Below are 17,354 nucleotides of genomic sequence, written 5' to 3'. Positions count from 1 at the left end.
GGCGCATCGTCTGGTTGAATGCCGCTACCGCCTTGTATTGTCTCAGTCATTCTTCTGAGATCCCTAAGGCGACCACGGTCCGAAAACCTGTTGCGAGTGTGGTGCGATGCGAAAATATATCATCATGGGGGTCCAGGGGTGCGGTAAAGGGACGCAGGCCAAAATGCTATGCAAAGCGTATGAGTTGGCCCACATCAGCGTCGGCGACATCTTTCGCTGGAACATCGCCAACCACACCAAGCTGGCGGCTCGCGTTCAGCGTTTGATCCGCCAAGGAGAGTTGGTCAGCGACGAGATTGTCGCCGACGTGGTGAAAAGCCGCCTGGCCGAACATGACTGGAACTTTGGCTATATCTTGGACGGATTTCCGCGGAACGCCGTTCAGGCCGAATTCTTCCTCGAATCGTACGACATCGACGCCGTCATTCATATCGTCGTGCCGGACGACGTCGTACGTGAGCGGGTACTTTCGCGACGACTCTGCACCGGCTGCGGACTCGACTACAACCTGATTCATCATCGCCCCCGCAAAAAGGACGTCTGCGACGTGTGCGGCGCCCCGCTGAAACAACGGGCCGACGATACGCCGAGCGCCGTCGCCGATCGCCTGCAAACTTATCACGAAAAAACGGCGCCGATTCTCGATTTGTTCCGCCGCAAAGAACTGGTGCTGGAAGTCGACGGCACCCAACCAGCCGAAGGGGTCTACGAAGAAATCCAAACGAAGCTCGGTTTGAAGACGGCATAGCGCACAAAAAAGGGAGTTCTCTTTGTGCGAAGAGAACTCCCTTGAAGCGACAGAGCGTGACCTCCGGCCGCTGTTTTCACGTTTCGTTGCGGCTATCGCAGCACGGCGCCCGAGATCTGCCGGGCAATCGCTTGCGGCTCTTCTCCCAGCGACCGATCGGCCAGGTTCTGCAGTTCGTGCGGGCGAAGCGTGATGACGACGCTCGATCCGCTGGCGAAGGCGCCGCCAACCGCTTTGGCCAGGGCGAAGACTCCGCCACTGCGAGGCGTCGCCGCAACGGCCAACGCTTGATCTTTCAGCGTCAGCAGTTGGCGAAGCGAAGCCAAGGCCGTATCAACGTCGCGGCTACTGGCCGAGATCTCGCTGCGAAGCGAAACCAGTTCGTCCAGCGTTTCGCGGGCTTCGTAGCTGTCGCCGGCCTGGCAGATCAGCTCGGCTTCGATCCGCATCATGTCGCCGGCGACTTCGCGGGCCCGCATCGTCATCGGGGCCGCCATAACCAGCTCTTTCTGCAGAGCGTAAACGTTCTGCTGGGCGATGTCGGCGGCGATGGCGCCGGTTCGTGAGTCGAGAATGTCATCCTGCAGGCGAAACATGTTATTCAAGACGATGTCGGCCTGACGAGCTTGCGGCACGTTGTCGACGATTTCATCCTGCATGCCCAGCATGTTCTGCAAGGCGCTGTCGGCTTGTCGCGACTGCGGCAGCGACGCCAGCAGGTCACCCTGCACTCCCAGCATGTTGGTCAGCACCATGTCGGCGCAACGTCCCTGGGTGGCCGAGAGGATGATTTCGTCTTGGCGAGCGAGCATGTTCTCGAGCAGCATGTCGGCCTGACGGGTCTGAGCCTGCGACGCGAGCACCTTGTCGAGCAACTGCGTCAGCGAACCGAGATTGCTCTCCAGGTTGGCGACATACTCGTACTGCGAAACCTTGGCCAATTCGCCCGGGATCGCCAGGACGTTGTCGAGCACCATGTCGGCCTGTTGCATGTCGCCGGTCGAGTTCAGCGTCTTATTCTTCAGACGCAGCAGACCGTCGACGGCGCGGTGGGTGGCGATCATTTCGGGTTCAGCCTGGGCGAGACGAGCCTGAGCGTTGAGCATTTGATTCAGCGTCTGTTCGGCAGCCAGCGCCGCCGGATACTGATCCTGCATGCGGCGATGTAGCGACGCCACGCGATCCAGCGTCACTTCGGTGCGGGCCAGATCATGTTCGACCCGCTGGGCCTGGCCGCGGAGATTGTCGGCGTTGGTCAACGCCGCGATCGCATCCAGGGTGAGGGCGTCTTGTTCGAGTAAGGTGCGGTTCACGTAGTCGATGTTCTCGACGACGCGGACGGACGCGGCGGCGGCCTTGGCCTGATCATTTAAGCGTTGCTGCAGGCGATCAAGCCGCTGGAGCGAGGTCTCCATTTGTCGGAAATCAATTTGGCTGGCGGCCAGCTGGCAGTGAATGCTCTCGAGCGAATCGCACGAAGCCTGAGCGTCAGCATACAGCTCGGCTTGTTGTTGGAGCGACGACATCAGATCGTTCGTCTCCTGCACGCTCGACTTGAAAGCGACCAATTCCTTCAAGGTGCGGTCGATTCGCGAGATTCGCGACTGCAGGGCCTGCGAATCGTTTTGCGCGGGACGCACAATCACGATATAGAGCAAGACCACGCCAAAAATGATTCCGAACGAAAAGGCGCCCCACGAAAAAGGCTCCTGCTGGTTGACGTGCTCGCTATGTCGTCCCGCCTTGTTTTCCGCCGCCACGTTCCGTCTCCTACCGGTAAATTAGCTGTTGCGCATCTCCCCGCAAACTTCCTCACTTACCATATCGACGCATCGACGCCATTTTTACAACCTTTCTTATTCGTTTAGGTCGCTGCTAGCACAATTACGAGAATTCCCCCGCGTTTACGACTGATCTGGACGCGATCTGGCGAGCTTGATAATTTCCCCCACCGATTGAATCGGGCGATTTCGCAAACAAGGGAGCGAGCATGAGCAATAACTTCAACTTCTTTCAGTGGATGCGCGACGGCGTCAAACAAGCCGTCCTGCTCGGCGTGAATGACGCCGTGGAACAAATCGGCATGCCCACCGAGCAAGAAAAAGGGAAGAGCGACTTTCTGGGCCTGATGGGCAACGTCGGCGAGACCGCCGCGTCGCGCAAGTCGCTGGGATCGGGCTCGTCGGGCAGCAGCCCGCGCACCAAGCGCTTGGGACGTAGCCTGAAAGACATCAACACCGACAGCAAGTAAGACGGCTGTCGCAAGAAAAAGAAGAGGGCGCCGCAGCACATCGACGCCCTCTTCGCACACACATCAGAACCCGAGCGGATGTTCTCTTCCCCACCGCGTTCTTCTTTCCGGCAGATTAATTCTGTGACGGGGGACGACGCACCGTCGGATGGATGATGGCAATTTCGTCATCTTCGTCGAGCGACTGACCACAGTGCTCGCAAATAAACTGATCGGTCAAAGGTCGCACTGCTGCGACCACCTTCCGGCATCGACAGCAGCGATACCAGGCGGGAGTGCGCTCCCGCTTCGTCATAGATACAATTCGCATGCCCCAATTCCCCAAAAAGAGCGATTCAAATCGATAAGTAAAGTTGGCTACCGCGTGGCCCTTACTTATCTAAGCGAATTTGAGACGATTGGCAGGACAAGAAAACTCGCATCTCGCGAGAAAATCGCAGATTCTATACAAAATCAGTTGACTTGGGGGGATCGACCGCCAGCTAATAGAGCCTCAAATTCGTCCTCCGACAGCACCTTCACCCCCAATTGTTGGGCCTTCGCCAGCTTGCTGCCCGCCTTTTCGCCCGCCACGACATAGTCGGTCTTTTTGGAAACGCTGGAGGTCGCCTTCCCCCCATGTTTGGCGATCAGCTCTTGGATCTCGTCCCGGCCGTACTTGGATAGCGTCCCGGTCACCACCAACGTCTTTCCGGCCAGCGCCCCTTCCGCTTCGGCGCCCGCGTCCGGCACGTCTTCGCTCATCTTCAGCCCCAGCTCGCGCAAATCGGCGATGGTCTCCTGGCCAAACTCGCTGGCGAAAAAGTGGTGGACGCTGGTCGCGATAATCGGGCCAATCTCGTCGACAGCGGCGATTTCCTCTTCCGAGGCGGCGATGATCTCGTCAACCGTGACAAAATGCCGGGCCAGCAGTTGGGAGACCCGTCCGCCGACATGGCGAATCGACAGCGCATTGAGCAGTCGGGCCAGTCCCCGCTGTTTGCTTCCTTCGATCGCCGCCACCAGGTTTTCGCTCGACTTCTTCCCCATCCGTTCCAGCCCCGACAACTGCTCGGCGGTCAGTCGATAGAGATCGCCGTAGCTGCTGACGATTTCTTCGGCCACTAACAGATCGACCAGCTTGTCTCCCAGCCCTTCGATATCCATCGCGTTGCGGGTGGCGAAATAGCGGATCCGTTCTTTTAGCTGCGCCGGGCAGGTTTCGCGATTGGGGCAGCGGATGTAGACGCCCCCTTCGTCTTTGACCAGCGTCGTGCCGCAGATCGGACATTCGGTCGGAAACTCAAACTTCGGCAGATCGGTCCTGCGCTCGTGCATTTCGACCCGAACGATATGCGGGATGATCTTCCCCGCCTTTTCGACCACCACCACGTCGCCGACCCGAATGTCGAGCCGCTCGATCTGCTCGGCATTGTGCAGGCTCGATCGCGATACGGTCGTCCCGGCCAGCTCGACCGGCGTCAGTTCGGCAACCGGCGTAATCGTCCCGGTCTTGCCAACCTGCACGCGGATTTCGTTCAGCTTGGTGATCGCTTCGTACTTTTCAAACTTGTAGGCGATCAACCACCGCGGGCTCTTGGTCGTACTTCCGAGTCGTTCGCGCTGATCAAGACGATTGACCTTCAGCACCAGTCCGTCGACTTCAAACGGCAAGTCGTCGAGCGACTCGACCAGCGTCTCGCAGTGCGCCACCGCCGCTTCGAAGTCCGGAAACGCCTCGACGTTGGGCGTCGGCGGCAAACCATAACCCTTCAGCTCGTTCAAGAACTCGATATGCGATTGGCTCTGCAGCCCTTCGACATAGCCGACGCCATGACTGAACATCCGCAGGTTGCGACCGGCGCAGATTCTCGGATCAAGCAAACGAATGCTGCCGGCGGTCACGTTCCGCGTGTTCTTGTAGAGCGCTTCGTCCGCTTCGGCCAGGCGCTTGTTGATCCGCGACAGTTCGTCGTTGGTCATGTAGATTTCGCCGCGGACCTCGACCACCGGCGGCACGTGATCGCCGGTCAGCTGCAGCGGAATGTCTTTGATCGTCCGGACGTTGTGCGTGATATCATCGCCGATCTGACCATTGCCGCGCGTCGTGCCGCGGACGAGCAGTCCATTCTCATACAACAGCGACACGGCGACGCCGTCGATCTTCAGCTCGACCACCCACTCGATCTTCTCGTCGGGCAGCAGCTTCTGGATTCGCTCGCCATAGGCCCGCAGCTCTTCCAGGCTGTAGGTGTTGTCGATCGACAGCATCGGCACCCGATGCGCCACTTGGGTGAGATGCTCGACCGGCGCATCGCCAATCCGCTGCGTCGGACTGTCCGGCGTCACCAGCTGCGGATTCTCGGCCTCGAGATGTTTCAGACGATTGAGCAGCTTGTCGTACTCGAGATCGGTGATCTCGGGGCGGGCCTCGACATAGTACATCCGATCGTGGCGGCGGATCTCGGCCCGCAGTTGATCGATCTCTTCTTGAACGGCTGCCATACGGAATCCTTCACCTCATAGGGAGACGTGCGCGGCGAGCAAACCTACTCGGCGCATTCCGGCTTGGCGACGAACTGGGCGTTGTTGGCCGCATTCGGAACCAGGCAGAGGAACTTCAGCGGGCTCGCGCCGACGTTCTGAAACTGATGCACTTCGTCCGGCGCGACATAGACGACGTCCCCCGCTTTGATCTCTCGCGGCTGATCTCCTTCCAGCACCACGCCGTTGCCGGCGATCACGTAAACCTCGTGCTCGTAGGGATGGTGATGCTTGGGAGTGTGGCCGCCAGGCGCCACTTCAAACTGCCGCATCGCAAAGTTGGGGGCGCCATCCTTATCGTTGATCAACTGCCGAACTTGGCAGCCGGTTGCGCCTTCCATGTGAACCGCGTTGGCGGCCGACTGCTCAAAGTGCTGAACTTTCATTGGTTATCTCGCTGGTTGTCGCCAAAGCAGGAAGCGGCGGCGGATCGTGGTTTCGGTTCTGGGGTCGCAAATTGGGGTGATCGCAAGGACCGGGATTGGCCGACCAGGATCGCCCCCTTGGCGTAAATCGCCAAGACGCTCAATTTAGCCCTCATTCGCGTAAACCCGTGCCGCCGGGCCGAAATGATCCTGGCAGCCGCTTCTGACCTTCGCAGGGCTAGCTGCAGGATCACCCCATGATAGCCGCAAATAGTGACGAGGACAGCGGTTCCGACGATTCGGGCCGCAACAAAACAAGGGCCAGCCATTGGGGCGGTTCGCCTGCAGCGGCGACCTCTCTGCGACACTCTATCGAACTGCCGGGGGGCAGGCAATATCCAGGCCGGCCGCGCTACTATCTTGACGGCTCAGCCGGGGGTAAGATGAAGGATTCTATGGTCGCCGCCGACGCGCGTTGAGAGGAAGTGGGGAGGAGCCAGAGTTGCCCAACACGTCGATTCAACTCCGAGGCGTCGAAGTTCACAACCTGAAGAAAGTGGACCTCGATCTCGCACATCGCAAGCTGTTTGTATTCTGCGGCGTCAGCGGCAGCGGCAAAACCAGCATGGCCCTCGATACGCTGTATGCCGAAGGGCAGCGCCGCTACATCGAGAGCTTTTCGGCCTACACGCGGCAGTTTCTCGAGCGGCTCGAAAAGCCCGCCGCCGAATCGATCGACGGCATTCCCCCAGCGCTGGCCGTGACCCGCGGCAATGATTCGCGCTCAAACCGCTCGACCGTCGGCACCGCCACCGAAACGACCGACTACCTGCGTCTGCTGTTCGCCAAGATCGGCGAGATCTATTGCCCCTGCTGCGGCGCTCGGATCCAACGCGACACCCCGCAAGACGTCGCTCAACAAATCCTGGAGATGAACTTCGCCGGGCGGATGATGCTCACCTTTCCGGTCGCCCCCGACCAGGAAGAGTCGTGGGATCAGGTCGTCGCCGATCTGCGTGAAGATGGGTTCGTCCGGGTGATCTTGGGCCAAAAGACGCTCAACCTGACCAGCGACGCGCAGCAGCTCAACGGCGGCCCGGTTCAAGCGATCGCCGATCGTCTCTCGGGCGAAGGGCTGAAAGCGGAACGTCTGCAAGAGTCGCTCGAAACCGCCTTCCTGCATGGCGAAGGAGTCTGCCAACTGCTGGTCGAATCGGAAGAGCAGGGCGCCGCCGATCCCAGCTCGCTGCAAGAGGTCGATGGCCGCGTCTGGCGTCGCCAGGTCTACAGCAACCAGCTCCGCTGCGAAACGTGCGATAAAGAGTTCATCGAGCCTGAGCCGCGACTGTTTAACTTCAACAGTCCGCTTGGCGCCTGCCAGGCCTGCGAAGGTTTTGGCAACGTGATCGATATGGACATGGATCTGATCGTCCCCGACGTCAGCAAGTCGCTGGCCGATGGCGCGATCGCTCCTTGGAATACGCCCGCCTATCATCACGAGCTGGAAGAGTTGCTCGCCCTGGCGCCCGACTACAATATTCCGACCAACGTCCCGTTCCGCGAATTGACCGAAGACCATCTGCGTCTGATTCGCGAAGGGGTGCCGGAGCGCGAGTTTGGCGGGCTCAAGGGCTTCTTCCAATGGCTCGAGCGGCGCAAGTACAAGATGCACCTGCGGGTCTTCCTCAGCCGCTGGCGCAGCTTCCGCGATTGCGAGTCTTGCCATGGTCAGCGTCTCCGCCCCGAGTCGCTGGCGGTCCGCATCGGCGGCAAGAACATCGCCGAAATCTCGACGATGAAAATTCGCGACGCCTACGAGTTCTTCCAATCGCTGAAGCTTCCGCCCCGCGAACAGGCGATCGCCCGGCAAGTGCTGACGCAGTTGCTCGATCGGCTCAAGTATCTGAACGTCGTTGGGCTCGGCTACTTGTCGCTCGATCGCACGATCCGCACTTTGAGCGGCGGCGAAGCGCAGCGCGTAGCGCTGACCAGCACGCTCGGTTCGAGCTTGGTCAACATGCTGTACGTCTTTGACGAACCGTCGGTCGGTTTGCATCCGGTCGACGTCGAACGTTTGGCCGGCGCGATTCAAGACCTGAACCGCCGCGGCAACACCGTCGTATTGGTCGAACACGAAGAGTCGATGATCCGCCGAGCCGATGAGATCATCGAGTTTGGTCCCGGCGCCGGCGAACGTGGCGGCGAGATCGTCTTCCAAGGGACCGCCAAAGAGCTGCTAACTTCGGAAGAAACGCTGACCGGCGATTACCTGATGGGCCGCCGCAAGGTGATCCATCTCGAAAAGCGCCGCGACACCACGCACGGTCGCGTCCGCGTCAAGGGCGCCCGCGGCAACAACCTGAAGAATATTGAAGTCGAGTTCCCGCTGGGCGTCCTTTGCGTCGTGACCGGCGTTAGCGGCGCCGGCAAAAGCACGCTGGTCGACAACACGCTGTATCCCGCCCTTTGCCGTCGCAAGCGAAAAGAGGCGCCCAAGCCGCTCGACTGCGACGACGTCTTTGGCGATGGCCAGATTGACGACGTCGTGCTGGTCGACCAAAGCCCGATCGGTCGCTCGCCACGATCCAACCCGGTCACCTACATCAAAGCGTTTGACGAAATTCGCAGCGTCTTCGCCGCCACCGTCCAGGCCCGCACGCACAACTTCACGGCCAGCCACTTCAGCTTCAACGTGGCCGGCGGACGTTGTGACGCATGTGACGGCGACGGGCACATCGCGATCGACATGCAGTTCCTCGCCGACGTCTACATGAAGTGCCCCGAGTGCAAAGGGCGACGCTACAAGAAGGACGTGCTGGAAGTCATGTACCGCGGCAAGAACATCGCCGAGGTATTGAACATGACCATCCGCGAGGCGTTCGTCTTCTTCCGCGGCCAACCCAAGGTGCAAGCCAAGCTGCAGCGGCTGATCGACGTCGGGCTCGATTACCTGCGTCTCGGCCAGCCCGCCAACACCCTCTCGGCGGGCGAAGCGCAGCGTCTGAAACTGGCCGGCTATCTCGCTTCGTCGAAGCGGGGGCGGACCCTCTTCTTGCTTGACGAACCGACCACTGGTTTGCACTTTGCCGATATCGCCCAGCTGCTCGACTGCTTCAACTCGCTGCTGCAGGTTGGACACTCGCTAATTGTCGTCGAGCATAACCTGCACATGATGATGGCGGCCGACTATATCATCGACATGGGCCCTGGCGCCGCCGATGAAGGGGGCATGGTCGTCGCCACCGGTACGCCGGAAGAAGTGGCGCAAAACCAAAACTCGCGAACCGGACGCGCCCTGGCCGAAGCGCTGTTGTCGCGCTCCGGCGTGCGGCTCGGCCCGCGCGACGAGTAGAAGGGAGTCGCGATGACTCCCGCCAATCCCTGGACGATCCGCCAAGGCGCCACGTCGGAGGCCCGCGTCGAACTCTGGATCGACGGTCCGGTCGCCGCCGACACCTGCGTCGAAGGCCCGGCCAACCGACACGCCCAAACGCTGACCGCCAAGTACCGCGTTCAGCCTGCTGCAAATGGCCCGGCCCCGTTTCGCGCGGTTTTGCCCGAGCCAAACTTCTGGACGCCGCGGACCCCCAACTGCTATCGCGTTACCGGAGCGCCGCAGCCGTTTGGCCTCCGCGACTTGCATGTCCGCGGCTCGCATCTTTGGCTCGAGGATCATCGCTTCGTCCTGCGCGCCGCCGCGGCAACGGAGGCCGAGCTTACCGACTTTTCCTCTTGGCGCGAAACCGGCCTGGCCGCGATCGTCCGGCAACCGACCGAAGAGCTTTGCCTGCAAGCGCTGCAGGCAGGTTTGTTTCTGATCGCTGATCTCTCCGACGCACATCATGCTGACGTTGCCGGGGAAGTCGCCAGGCTATCGGCCTGGGCGTCGGTGACGATGGCGATCTTGCCGGGGCGGATTCGCCTGCAAGACTTCAAGCAGTTCGCCCCGCACTTGCCGCTCGCCTGTTTGGGCAAAGAGGCGACGCCAGACTGGGCCGATGTGGTGATCAATTCCGTCGAAGAGAACGAAGCGCTGCTGACGCCATCGGTCGAACAGCCGGAGATCTTGTGGCGTTGTCAGTCGGCGTCGGCGGTCACTCCAGCCGACTTGCGCATCGAGTGCGATCGCCTCGCGGCGGAGGTGGTCGGGGCTTCTAATTTCAGCGGACTGTGGGTCGGGAGCGTGCGATGAGCGAACCAGCGGCGAAGCCGGAAGATCGATATGCCCGCCAAACCGCCTACCATGCGATCGGCAAAGAGGGTCAAGCGAAACTGGCCTCAAGCTCGGCCCTGGTCGTCGGCCTGGGCGCCCTGGGCAGCGTAATCGCCGAAACGTTGGCTCGCGCTGGGGTTGGAACGCTGCGGATCGTCGATCGCGACTTCTTGGAATGGAACAACCTCCAGCGGCAGGTGCTCTACACCGAGCAAAACGTGCGCGATCGTTTGCCGAAAGCAGTCGCCGCCGAGCAGCGACTGCGGCAGATCAACTCCGAGATCACCATCGAGCCGCACGTCTGCGATGTTGACTATCACAACATTACGGAGTTGGCCAACGGCGCCGATGTGATCATCGACGGCACCGACAACTTCGGCGTTCGCTTTTTGTTGAACGACGCCTCGCTAAAGCTCGGCATCCCGTGGATCTACGGCGGCTGCGTCGGGGCCGAAGGGCGAATGATGGTGATCCTGCCAGGCGAAACGCCCTGCTTCCGCTGCCTGATGCCGGAAGCGCCCCCGGCCGAGATGACGCCGACCTGCGACACCGCTGGCGTCGTGGCCCCGATCGTCAACGTCGTCGCGTCGCTGGAAGCGGCCGAAGCGCTCAAGCTGCTCTCTGGCAATCGCGACGCCGTGCAGCGTGACCTGGTGGTGATCGACCTGTGGGAAAATCGCTGGCGTCAGGTGAAGCTCGACAACCTTCGCGACAACGCCGACTGCCCGGCCTGCGGTCAGCAAAACTACGAATGGCTCCGCGGCGACCTCGGCGGCCAATCAAGCGTCCTCTGCGGCCGCAACGCCGTACAGATCAGCTTCCCGGACCGCCCCCGCGTTTCGCTGGAAGCGCTCGCCGAAAAACTAAACGGCGTCGGCCGCGTCGAGAAGAACCCGTATCTGCTCCGTCTGCACGTCGACGAGTACGTACTGACGATCTTCCCCGACGGCCGCGCGATCATCGCCGGTACGACGGAGCCGACGGTGGCGCGGACGCTCTACGCCCGCTACGTTGGTGGGTAGAGAAACTAGCCCGCAGCGCCAGCGAGGCAATGCGTTCGCAAGCGCATAGGGACCATCGAAGCGCCAACAACGCCTGTCTCTTGCTCTTTGCCAGGTTCTCAACTCAACTCTCAGGATTTTGCACAACGCATTCTCTCGCTGGCGCAGCGGGCTAGTATCGGAAAAAATTCCCGACGCCCGGAAAACTCTCTGCCCGCAAGCGTCGTCTCCCTCTTTAGGCAGCTTCCTGCGCACCGGGCGCCGCAAGCTCCCTAGTCTGCAACTCGCGGGAGACGAAACGATGCGCGTCCTCACCTTTTGCCTGGCAGCTATCGTCGGTTTGATCGGCGCTGGCGTCGCGATTTCTTACTCCCTGGCTCCCGCCGAAGCGGCGGCCGAGTTCGCCAATCCGCTGATCGACTACGACGGGTTCGCCCAAGAGGCGGAGGTGGTGCGCACGATTCGCGAACCGCGGCGCGTGTCGGAAGCGGAATTTATTGAGATGGCGAAAGATCCGCAGACGATCGTCCTCGATTGCCGCAGCCGGGCGATGTACAAGCTGCTGCATGTCAAAGGGGCGGTCAACCTGACCTTTCCCGACATCACCGAGGAAGCGCTCGCCAAAGTGATCCCGACCAAAGAGACTCGGGTGCTGATCTATTGCAACAACAACTTCCAGAATGCCCCGATCGCGTTCGCCCCGAAAAGTAAGCTCGCCTCGCTCAACATCCACACCTTCATTGTGCTGCACAACTACGGCTACACGAACGTGTATGAACTAAAGCCGCTACTCGATCGCGAGACGACGAAAATTGCGTTTGAAGGGACGGAGGTTGACGCATTGAAATAGTAGCCCGAAGCGCGAGCGAGGGACATGCGGAAGGAAGAAAAGCGGAGAGCCGAAAGCGATCGTAGGGTCCGCTGTGCGGACCACCGGCAGCGCTAACCACATGGCCATCTTAATCGAGCAGTTCTTTGGTCCGCACAGCGGACCCTACGTTGAACGTCTCTGTCCTACCTGACGCAGCGAAAACCGGTAAAGTTGTTGGGCGAACGCGGCGCGGCATGCGAGCGGTACCAGACCATCGCTTCGCTGACGCCCTCTTGTTCTTGCGAAAGCCAACTACCGCCGCGGATGACGCGTTCTTCTCCTTCGCCGGGTCCAACCGGATCGGCGAGATCGGCCAGCTGATAGGCGTCTTCGGCGTAGTAGTCGCTGCACCATTCGGCGGCGTTGCCGATCATGTCGTGCAGTCCGTAGCCGTTGGGGACGAACTTGCCGACCGGCGCCAGGTCGCCATAGCCATCGCTGGCCGCATCGGCGAACGGGAAGCGTCCTTGCCAGACGTTACCCACTTTTCCGTCGGCGTCTTGCGCCGGATAGTCGCCGTCGATCTTTCCGCCCCGGGCAGCAAACTCCCACTCGGCTTCGGTCGGCAGACGTTTGCCGGCCCATTCGGCGTACGCCCGCGCGTCGTACCACGAGACCTGCAACACCGGAAAGTTCTCGCGACCGATGATCGTGCTGTCGGGACCGGTTGGATGTCGCCACTCGGCCCCATCGACAATCGACGACTCGCCCGTCTTGGCGTCAAAGACCCATGATCGCCCGCGTCGTTCGGCGTCGGTCAAATACCGGGTCGCTTCGACAAACTTGGCGAACTGCGCGTTGGTCACCTCGTGCTGGTCGACACGTAGCGGCGAGATGGTGATCTTCACGACCGGCTGCATATCGACAGGGCCGCTGGCGTTACCGAGCAAGAACTGCCCGCCGGGGATGGCGATCATGCCGTCGGCGTCCGCGAGATCGATTTCACCCGGTTCAACAATCGGTTCTGGCTGCGAACCGGTCAGGCCGGCGACGCTTAGCTTGGGGAAGTTGCCATCGGGCGGAAAGAAGTAGAAGCCCGCGCCCAGGCTCAAGATCACCAGACCAACGATCGGCAGCAGGTAAGAGCGCGTCGGCTTGGTCGGCGGATTGCCTGCCGCCAGGCTTCGCATGTACTGCAGACGGTCGGTTTGTTTCGTCACGACGGCCTCCTTGCCGCGATTGCGTTGGCTTCGCCTAGCTATGCTTTTGCTTCATCCGCCGGCTGTACGCTTCCAGCTTCTTCTTTTCGGCGGCGGTGATGCTATCCATCCCCTGTTCGCGAATCTTGTCCAGAATCCGCTCCGCTTCGTCGTTCGAGTCGCCGTACGGATCGTCGTCGGGGGGCGAATGGACCTTCAGGTTGGGCTTCCGTTTCATCGACTTGCGCAGTCGATCAGGCAAGTCGCCAAAGGTGAGGTAGCTGAAATTCCAACCGCCGTAGAAGTAAGCCAGGCCAAGCGCCGCGCCGGCCAGGTGAACGGTAAACGCCACGTTGCTTTGCCCCGGCGCGAAAGCGCCCATGACGTTAAAGCCGATCATGATCACTCCCAACACCCAAGCCGGAACCGGGAAGAGGAAGTTGATATAGATCGTGACGCGGGGGAAGTTGCAGATAAACAGGATCAACACCGTCGTCACGGCGCCCGATGCGCCGACAACCGTCCCCGGCGAACCGGTCGCAAGCGCGATGGCGGACCAGAAGACGCCTCCCAGGACGATGCTTAGCAAGTAGATCCGGAGAAACTCGGCGCCGCCGTAGCGATCTTCGATCTGGCGGCCGAACATCCACAACACGAACATGTTGCCGATGATGTGCCAGATATCGGTCGGGCTATGAATAAAGCCGTACGTCACAAACTGCCACCACATCCAGGGTTGCAGCAACGTTTGCGTATGCACCGCCCCCCAGCCGCCGACATAGCCGACGTCGGGCTCGAAGATTCCGGCCAGTTTGCCTTTGAAAACCAGCCAGTCGACGAAAAAGACGATCACGTTGATGATCACCAACGTGTTGACGACCGAGCGCCCGCCCGAACGGAAAGAGAGCGAGCGCGGTTCGTCCTGATAATACTCGCGGTCGTAAATTCCCATAGTCCGTAACGTGCTTCTGCCACTGGAGGTCGCGCCGCCGGAACAATCGTTACCATCGGCGGCGCCATCATCATCTTAGGCGCGAGATCGCTCTAAGTGCAGTCCAGTTTAGCACGTTCGTAAGAATGGGGCGCAAAGCGTCAGTCTCCGACGCCCAACGTGACCGGAACGTCCACTTTCTTTCCCTCGCGTAAAACGCTCAGATTGACGACTTCCCCAGGATTTTTCCGCTCGATCGCGGTCAACAGGTCATCGGCCGAACGAATCGCGGCGCCATCGACTGCGGTAATTACGTCCGCTTTGCTCCGATCGACGCGCGTCTCTTCGTAGACATACGGTCCCCGCCGCACCTGCTGGCGAACCAGTTGAAATCCCTGCAGGCCAGCTTTCTCGGCCGGCCCCCCTTGAACGAGTGATGCGATGCCGAGCCCATCGTCGGTCAGATAGACCCGCGAAACGCCTAAATCAGGTCGCGTGATTTTTCCTTCGGCGATCAATTGCGGGGCGACGCGGCGAATCGTGGCGACCGGAATCGCGAATCCCACCCCGGTGTTTTGCCCGGTCCGACTGGCGATCGCCGTGTTCATGCCGATCAACCAGCCGTTGCTATCAAACAGCGGCCCGCCAGAATTTCCCCGGTTCAGCGCCGCGTCGATCTGGATGATCGCTTTCATGGTCCGCCCGCTGCGGGAAGGAAGCATCCGATTCAAGCTCGAAATAATCCCAATCGTCATCGTCCGTTCCAGACCAAACGGATTGCCGATGGCGAACGCCTTTTGGCCGACGCGCAGATTCGAGGAATCGCCCAGCTCGACCGGAACCAGCAAATCGGCCGGCGCGTCAATCTTCAGCACGGCGATGTCATTGACCGGATCTTGCCCCACCAGTTCGGCCGGGTAGCTCTCGGCATTGAACAGCGTGACGTCGATCTCATTCGCCCCTTCGATCACATGGTAATTGGTCAGGATATGCCCCTGCTTGTCGAGCACCGAACCTGATCCAGAGCCTTCTGACGGGGTCTCGGTCATCATCAAGCCAAACACCGTGTCGCGCTGGACGCTGCGGGTCATGATGTGGCAGACGCTGCGGTTCCCTTTGTCGTAGACGTAGATGTTGCGCTGCTCATCGGGGGTCAGCCCGAGATCGCTGCTAGCAGTCGGCCGCAAATGTTGCATCGGCCGGGCGTCGCTGACCCGCGGATTGCTATCCGGCGATCGCCACTGTCCCGACATCGGCGGATTGGTCGCTGGCGATGTCGCTAGCGGCGTCATCGGTTGTTGAGCGAACAGCAGCGAGCCGCACACGGCCCACACAGAAAATACCAGCACGCCTGGAATGAGCGAGCCGGCGGAAAAACAAGTTTTCGGCATAGCTGACTCCCACTTGGGCGGAAGATTATGGGGAAAATCGGATCGGTTTGCGCACGATAAATCTTACGCGATCACGCCGTTATCGGTTCAAATTTTTGGATCGAGCGTCCGCTATCATTGCAGGTGAGCGACTTGTCCCTGGCCGCGCAGCTCCTCGTTTGTTCGAAAATCGCTACGCCTTAGGCATCTGGTCGACGCGGCGATGGTTGGCGGCAATTTCGTCGATCGCCTTGGTCGACAGTCCCGCTTGGGCGCCAAACTCTTTCCAATTCCCGATCGCCTCATCGACGGAGTAAAGCAGCTCCCGCAATCGCTTTCCCCGAAACAAGCGAAAACGCGCCGCCGTGGCCTCAAAGTCGGCGATCGTAAACTCCTTGCGTTTTCCCTGGAGCGTCATCTGATGCTGACTCGTCCAGGGACCGTCAGGGTTGTAGCTGTATGTCACGTCAAACGCTGGCGACAACCGCCACTGTCCGCCTTTGTCCATCAAGAATGCAATGTTCTTGGTATGGTCATCCTGGTTGCGGGCCAGAATATTGAAAACGGACCGGCGAAAGAGTTGCTCTCTTTCCGCTCGACCGACGCCGAGGCGTTCGGCAATTTCAATCGCCTGTTCATAGCTGTGCGCTCCCGCCTGGTTGAAGTCAAAATGCCCGAGCGCACATAGCGACTGCATGAAGACTTTCTCACCATCGTCGGTACGGTCGAACCGTTTGGTCATGAAATGGTTGCGTCCATTCTCGCAAAAGATTCGACATGGGCTCATCTCAATCCCCGCGGCGACCGCCATCTGGTAATACGCGAACTCAATCAGGCCGTACCCGCGCGGATCTTCCAGCTCTTTGTCTCGGTTCCCAGCGACGCCGTCGAACTTGAGCAGCCAATAACCAAACCCTGACGGGGCCTCAACTTGTCCGGAGCGGACTTCGCCGGTCGCTTCATTCCAAGCGATTACCGCCTTCGCGCGAGCGCCGCCGGCCGATGTGCCGACCCGGAGGATTTCCTGCATCGCAGCGACGTCCCCTTTCGCTTCCCCGCTAAACCGCGACTGGAGACTTTCCTTTTGCGCCAGTGCATCCGCGGCCAGCTTGACCAGCTGCGCTACGTCAATCGCCTCCGACTTGTCCGGTCGCTGGCGCAGGGCCGGTTCAAACTCCAGCGCCCCCATGCTGCGTCTTCCCATGTAGCAAAGTCGTTCGACCGGAGAAAAGCTCTCGCTGCTTCGCCCCGAGCGCTGCAACCACGCGTCAATCAACAGGTTCCCGAACTTGTCCGGCAAGGCGTCTGCCAGCATTCCGGGCAAACCATAGAAGGTTTCCGCAGCCAGGTTCGGAAAGCTGTGAATCGCAGGCCCCAGGGGCATCATGAACGGAGCGAGCTCGATCCCACTTTCCTGAAATGCCGGCATATATTCAAACGTCGCGACGTCACGATCGGCATTCCACGCCACAGCGCCAATCTCACTCCCCCACAGGCGAACCGTCGCGACGTCTATCGGCATCGACTACTCTCCCCAGGTCCAGCTGCCAAAATCTTGGCCCTTCTTCTTCGACTGCGATGCGCGCCGCCGCTCGCGTCCCTGCATTCGAGCCAACTGAACCGGGCTAAGCGTTTGCTCGGGCAAGAGATTTTCGAGTTGCGACAGCAGGCCCAAGCCGCGCAGGATCGCAACCATGGTCGCCAGTGTGGTGACCTCCCCCTCTTCCGCCTTCTGCAAGGTGCGACGAGCGATGCCCGCCTCCGCGGCCAGGTGTGCCTGGGTCAGGTTACGGTTCAGGCGTTCTCGACGCAGCCGATCCCCTAGCTCGCGAAGGATCTCGTCGTCACTTTTGGTGGTAGACGTCATAACATGCTCGTTTTTGCGCTTTAGACCTCACTATCCAGCATAATGCGCAATAACGAACGCGAAATACAAAAAGCG

The 17,354-nt window shown here is 60.4% G+C and carries 14 protein-coding genes; 6 read left to right on the top strand and 8 right to left on the bottom strand.

The features are described 5' to 3' along the window. Positions 1-106: 106 nt before the first annotated feature. Positions 107-748, top strand: a complete 642-nt coding sequence (locus tag Enr8_RS13165) for an adenylate kinase family protein (protein ID WP_146432225.1) — start codon at positions 107-109, stop codon at positions 746-748. A gap of 92 nt (positions 749-840) precedes the next feature. Here the strand turns inward: Enr8_RS13165 and Enr8_RS13160 are convergent, their stop codons facing one another. Further along, positions 841-2,508 carry a hypothetical protein gene (locus Enr8_RS13160; RefSeq protein ID WP_146432224.1) on the bottom strand — a complete coding sequence of 556 codons (1,668 nt, stop codon included), beginning with the start codon at positions 2,506-2,508 and terminating at the stop codon, positions 841-843. A gap of 230 nt (positions 2,509-2,738) precedes the next feature. Between Enr8_RS13160 and Enr8_RS13155 the strand changes: the two genes are divergently transcribed. Continuing rightward, positions 2,739-2,999, top strand: coding sequence for a hypothetical protein (locus tag Enr8_RS13155; protein WP_146432222.1), 261 nt, complete (start codon positions 2,739-2,741; stop codon positions 2,997-2,999). Positions 3,000-3,452: 453 nt separating this feature from the next. On the opposite strand, the gene ligA is transcribed toward Enr8_RS13155, so the two are convergent. Beyond that, complete coding sequence (gene ligA, locus Enr8_RS13150; RefSeq protein WP_146432220.1) at positions 3,453-5,483, bottom strand: NAD-dependent DNA ligase LigA; 2,031 nt, start codon at positions 5,481-5,483, stop codon at positions 3,453-3,455. Positions 5,484-5,527: 44 nt separating this feature from the next. Then, positions 5,528-5,908, bottom strand: a complete 381-nt coding sequence (locus tag Enr8_RS13145; RefSeq protein WP_146432218.1) for a cupin domain-containing protein — start codon at positions 5,906-5,908, stop codon at positions 5,528-5,530. A 481-nt stretch (positions 5,909-6,389) separates the two neighbouring features. On the opposite strand from Enr8_RS13145, the gene uvrA reads away from it, so the two are divergent. From uvrA to Enr8_RS13125, 4 genes are all read left to right on the top strand, one after another. Further along, on the top strand, positions 6,390-9,239 hold the full coding sequence (uvrA, locus tag Enr8_RS13140; protein WP_146432217.1) for an excinuclease ABC subunit UvrA: 2,850 nt from the start codon (positions 6,390-6,392) through the stop codon (positions 9,237-9,239). Positions 9,240-9,251: 12 nt separating this feature from the next. Then, positions 9,252-10,079, top strand: a complete 828-nt coding sequence (locus Enr8_RS13135; protein ID WP_146432215.1) for a hypothetical protein — start codon at positions 9,252-9,254, stop codon at positions 10,077-10,079. Further along, positions 10,076-11,122: a ThiF family adenylyltransferase gene (locus tag Enr8_RS13130; RefSeq protein WP_146432213.1), complete on the top strand. Its 1,047-nt coding sequence runs from the start codon at positions 10,076-10,078 to the stop codon at positions 11,120-11,122. Before Enr8_RS13135 ends, Enr8_RS13130 begins: the two co-directional genes overlap by 4 nt. Before the next feature lie 280 nt (positions 11,123-11,402). Continuing rightward, positions 11,403-11,951, top strand: a complete 549-nt coding sequence (locus Enr8_RS13125) for a rhodanese-like domain-containing protein (protein WP_146432212.1) — start codon at positions 11,403-11,405, stop codon at positions 11,949-11,951. Between the two features lie 164 nt (positions 11,952-12,115). On the opposite strand, the gene Enr8_RS13120 is transcribed toward Enr8_RS13125, so the two are convergent. From Enr8_RS13120 to Enr8_RS13100, 5 genes are all read right to left on the bottom strand, one after another. Continuing rightward, positions 12,116-13,132: a formylglycine-generating enzyme family protein gene (locus Enr8_RS13120; RefSeq protein WP_146432210.1), complete on the bottom strand. Its 1,017-nt coding sequence runs from the start codon at positions 13,130-13,132 to the stop codon at positions 12,116-12,118. 34 nt (positions 13,133-13,166) lie between these two features. Next, a complete protein-coding gene (locus Enr8_RS13115; RefSeq protein WP_146432208.1) occupies positions 13,167-14,063 on the bottom strand; it encodes a rhomboid family intramembrane serine protease in 897 nt (298 codons plus the stop codon). Positions 14,064-14,203: 140 nt separating this feature from the next. Next, positions 14,204-15,433 carry a S1C family serine protease gene (locus Enr8_RS13110; RefSeq protein ID WP_146432206.1) on the bottom strand — a complete coding sequence of 410 codons (1,230 nt, stop codon included), beginning with the start codon at positions 15,431-15,433 and terminating at the stop codon, positions 14,204-14,206. Between the two features lie 172 nt (positions 15,434-15,605). Next, complete coding sequence (locus tag Enr8_RS13105; protein WP_146432204.1) at positions 15,606-16,934, bottom strand: type II toxin-antitoxin system HipA family toxin; 1,329 nt, start codon at positions 16,932-16,934, stop codon at positions 15,606-15,608. Between the two features lie 3 nt (positions 16,935-16,937). Continuing rightward, the gene (locus Enr8_RS13100) at positions 16,938-17,279 is read right to left on the bottom strand and encodes a helix-turn-helix domain-containing protein (RefSeq protein ID WP_146432201.1); all 342 of its coding nucleotides are present in this window, start codon (positions 17,277-17,279) and stop codon (positions 16,938-16,940) included. Between the last annotated feature and the right edge of the window lie 75 nt (positions 17,280-17,354).

The sequence above is a fragment of the Blastopirellula retiformator genome, from assembly GCF_007859755.1.
GTDB lineage: Bacteria > Planctomycetota > Planctomycetia > Pirellulales > Pirellulaceae > Blastopirellula > Blastopirellula retiformator.
The sequence above is the reverse complement of the archived record's forward strand: the minus strand, read 5'-3'. Positions and strand labels throughout refer to the sequence as shown.

Coding starts and splice junctions, on each gene's coding strand:
- Enr8_RS13165 (WP_146432225.1), top strand. CDS start 107: ATGCGAAAATATATCATCATGGGGGTCCAGGGGTGCGGTAAAGGGACG.
- Enr8_RS13155 (WP_146432222.1), top strand. CDS start 2,739: ATGAGCAATAACTTCAACTTCTTTCAGTGGATGCGCGACGGCGTCAAA.
- ligA (WP_146432220.1), bottom strand. CDS start 5,483: ATGGCAGCCGTTCAAGAAGAGATCGATCAACTGCGGGCCGAGATCCGC.
- Enr8_RS13145 (WP_146432218.1), bottom strand. CDS start 5,908: ATGAAAGTTCAGCACTTTGAGCAGTCGGCCGCCAACGCGGTTCACATG.
- Enr8_RS13135 (WP_146432215.1), top strand. CDS start 9,252: ATGACTCCCGCCAATCCCTGGACGATCCGCCAAGGCGCCACGTCGGAG.
- Enr8_RS13130 (WP_146432213.1), top strand. CDS start 10,076: ATGAGCGAACCAGCGGCGAAGCCGGAAGATCGATATGCCCGCCAAACC.
- Enr8_RS13125 (WP_146432212.1), top strand. CDS start 11,403: ATGCGCGTCCTCACCTTTTGCCTGGCAGCTATCGTCGGTTTGATCGGC.
- Enr8_RS13115 (WP_146432208.1), bottom strand. CDS start 14,063: ATGGGAATTTACGACCGCGAGTATTATCAGGACGAACCGCGCTCGCTC.
- Enr8_RS13110 (WP_146432206.1), bottom strand. CDS start 15,433: ATGCCGAAAACTTGTTTTTCCGCCGGCTCGCTCATTCCAGGCGTGCTG.
- Enr8_RS13105 (WP_146432204.1), bottom strand. CDS start 16,934: ATGCCGATAGACGTCGCGACGGTTCGCCTGTGGGGGAGTGAGATTGGC.
- Enr8_RS13100 (WP_146432201.1), bottom strand. CDS start 17,279: ATGACGTCTACCACCAAAAGTGACGACGAGATCCTTCGCGAGCTAGGG.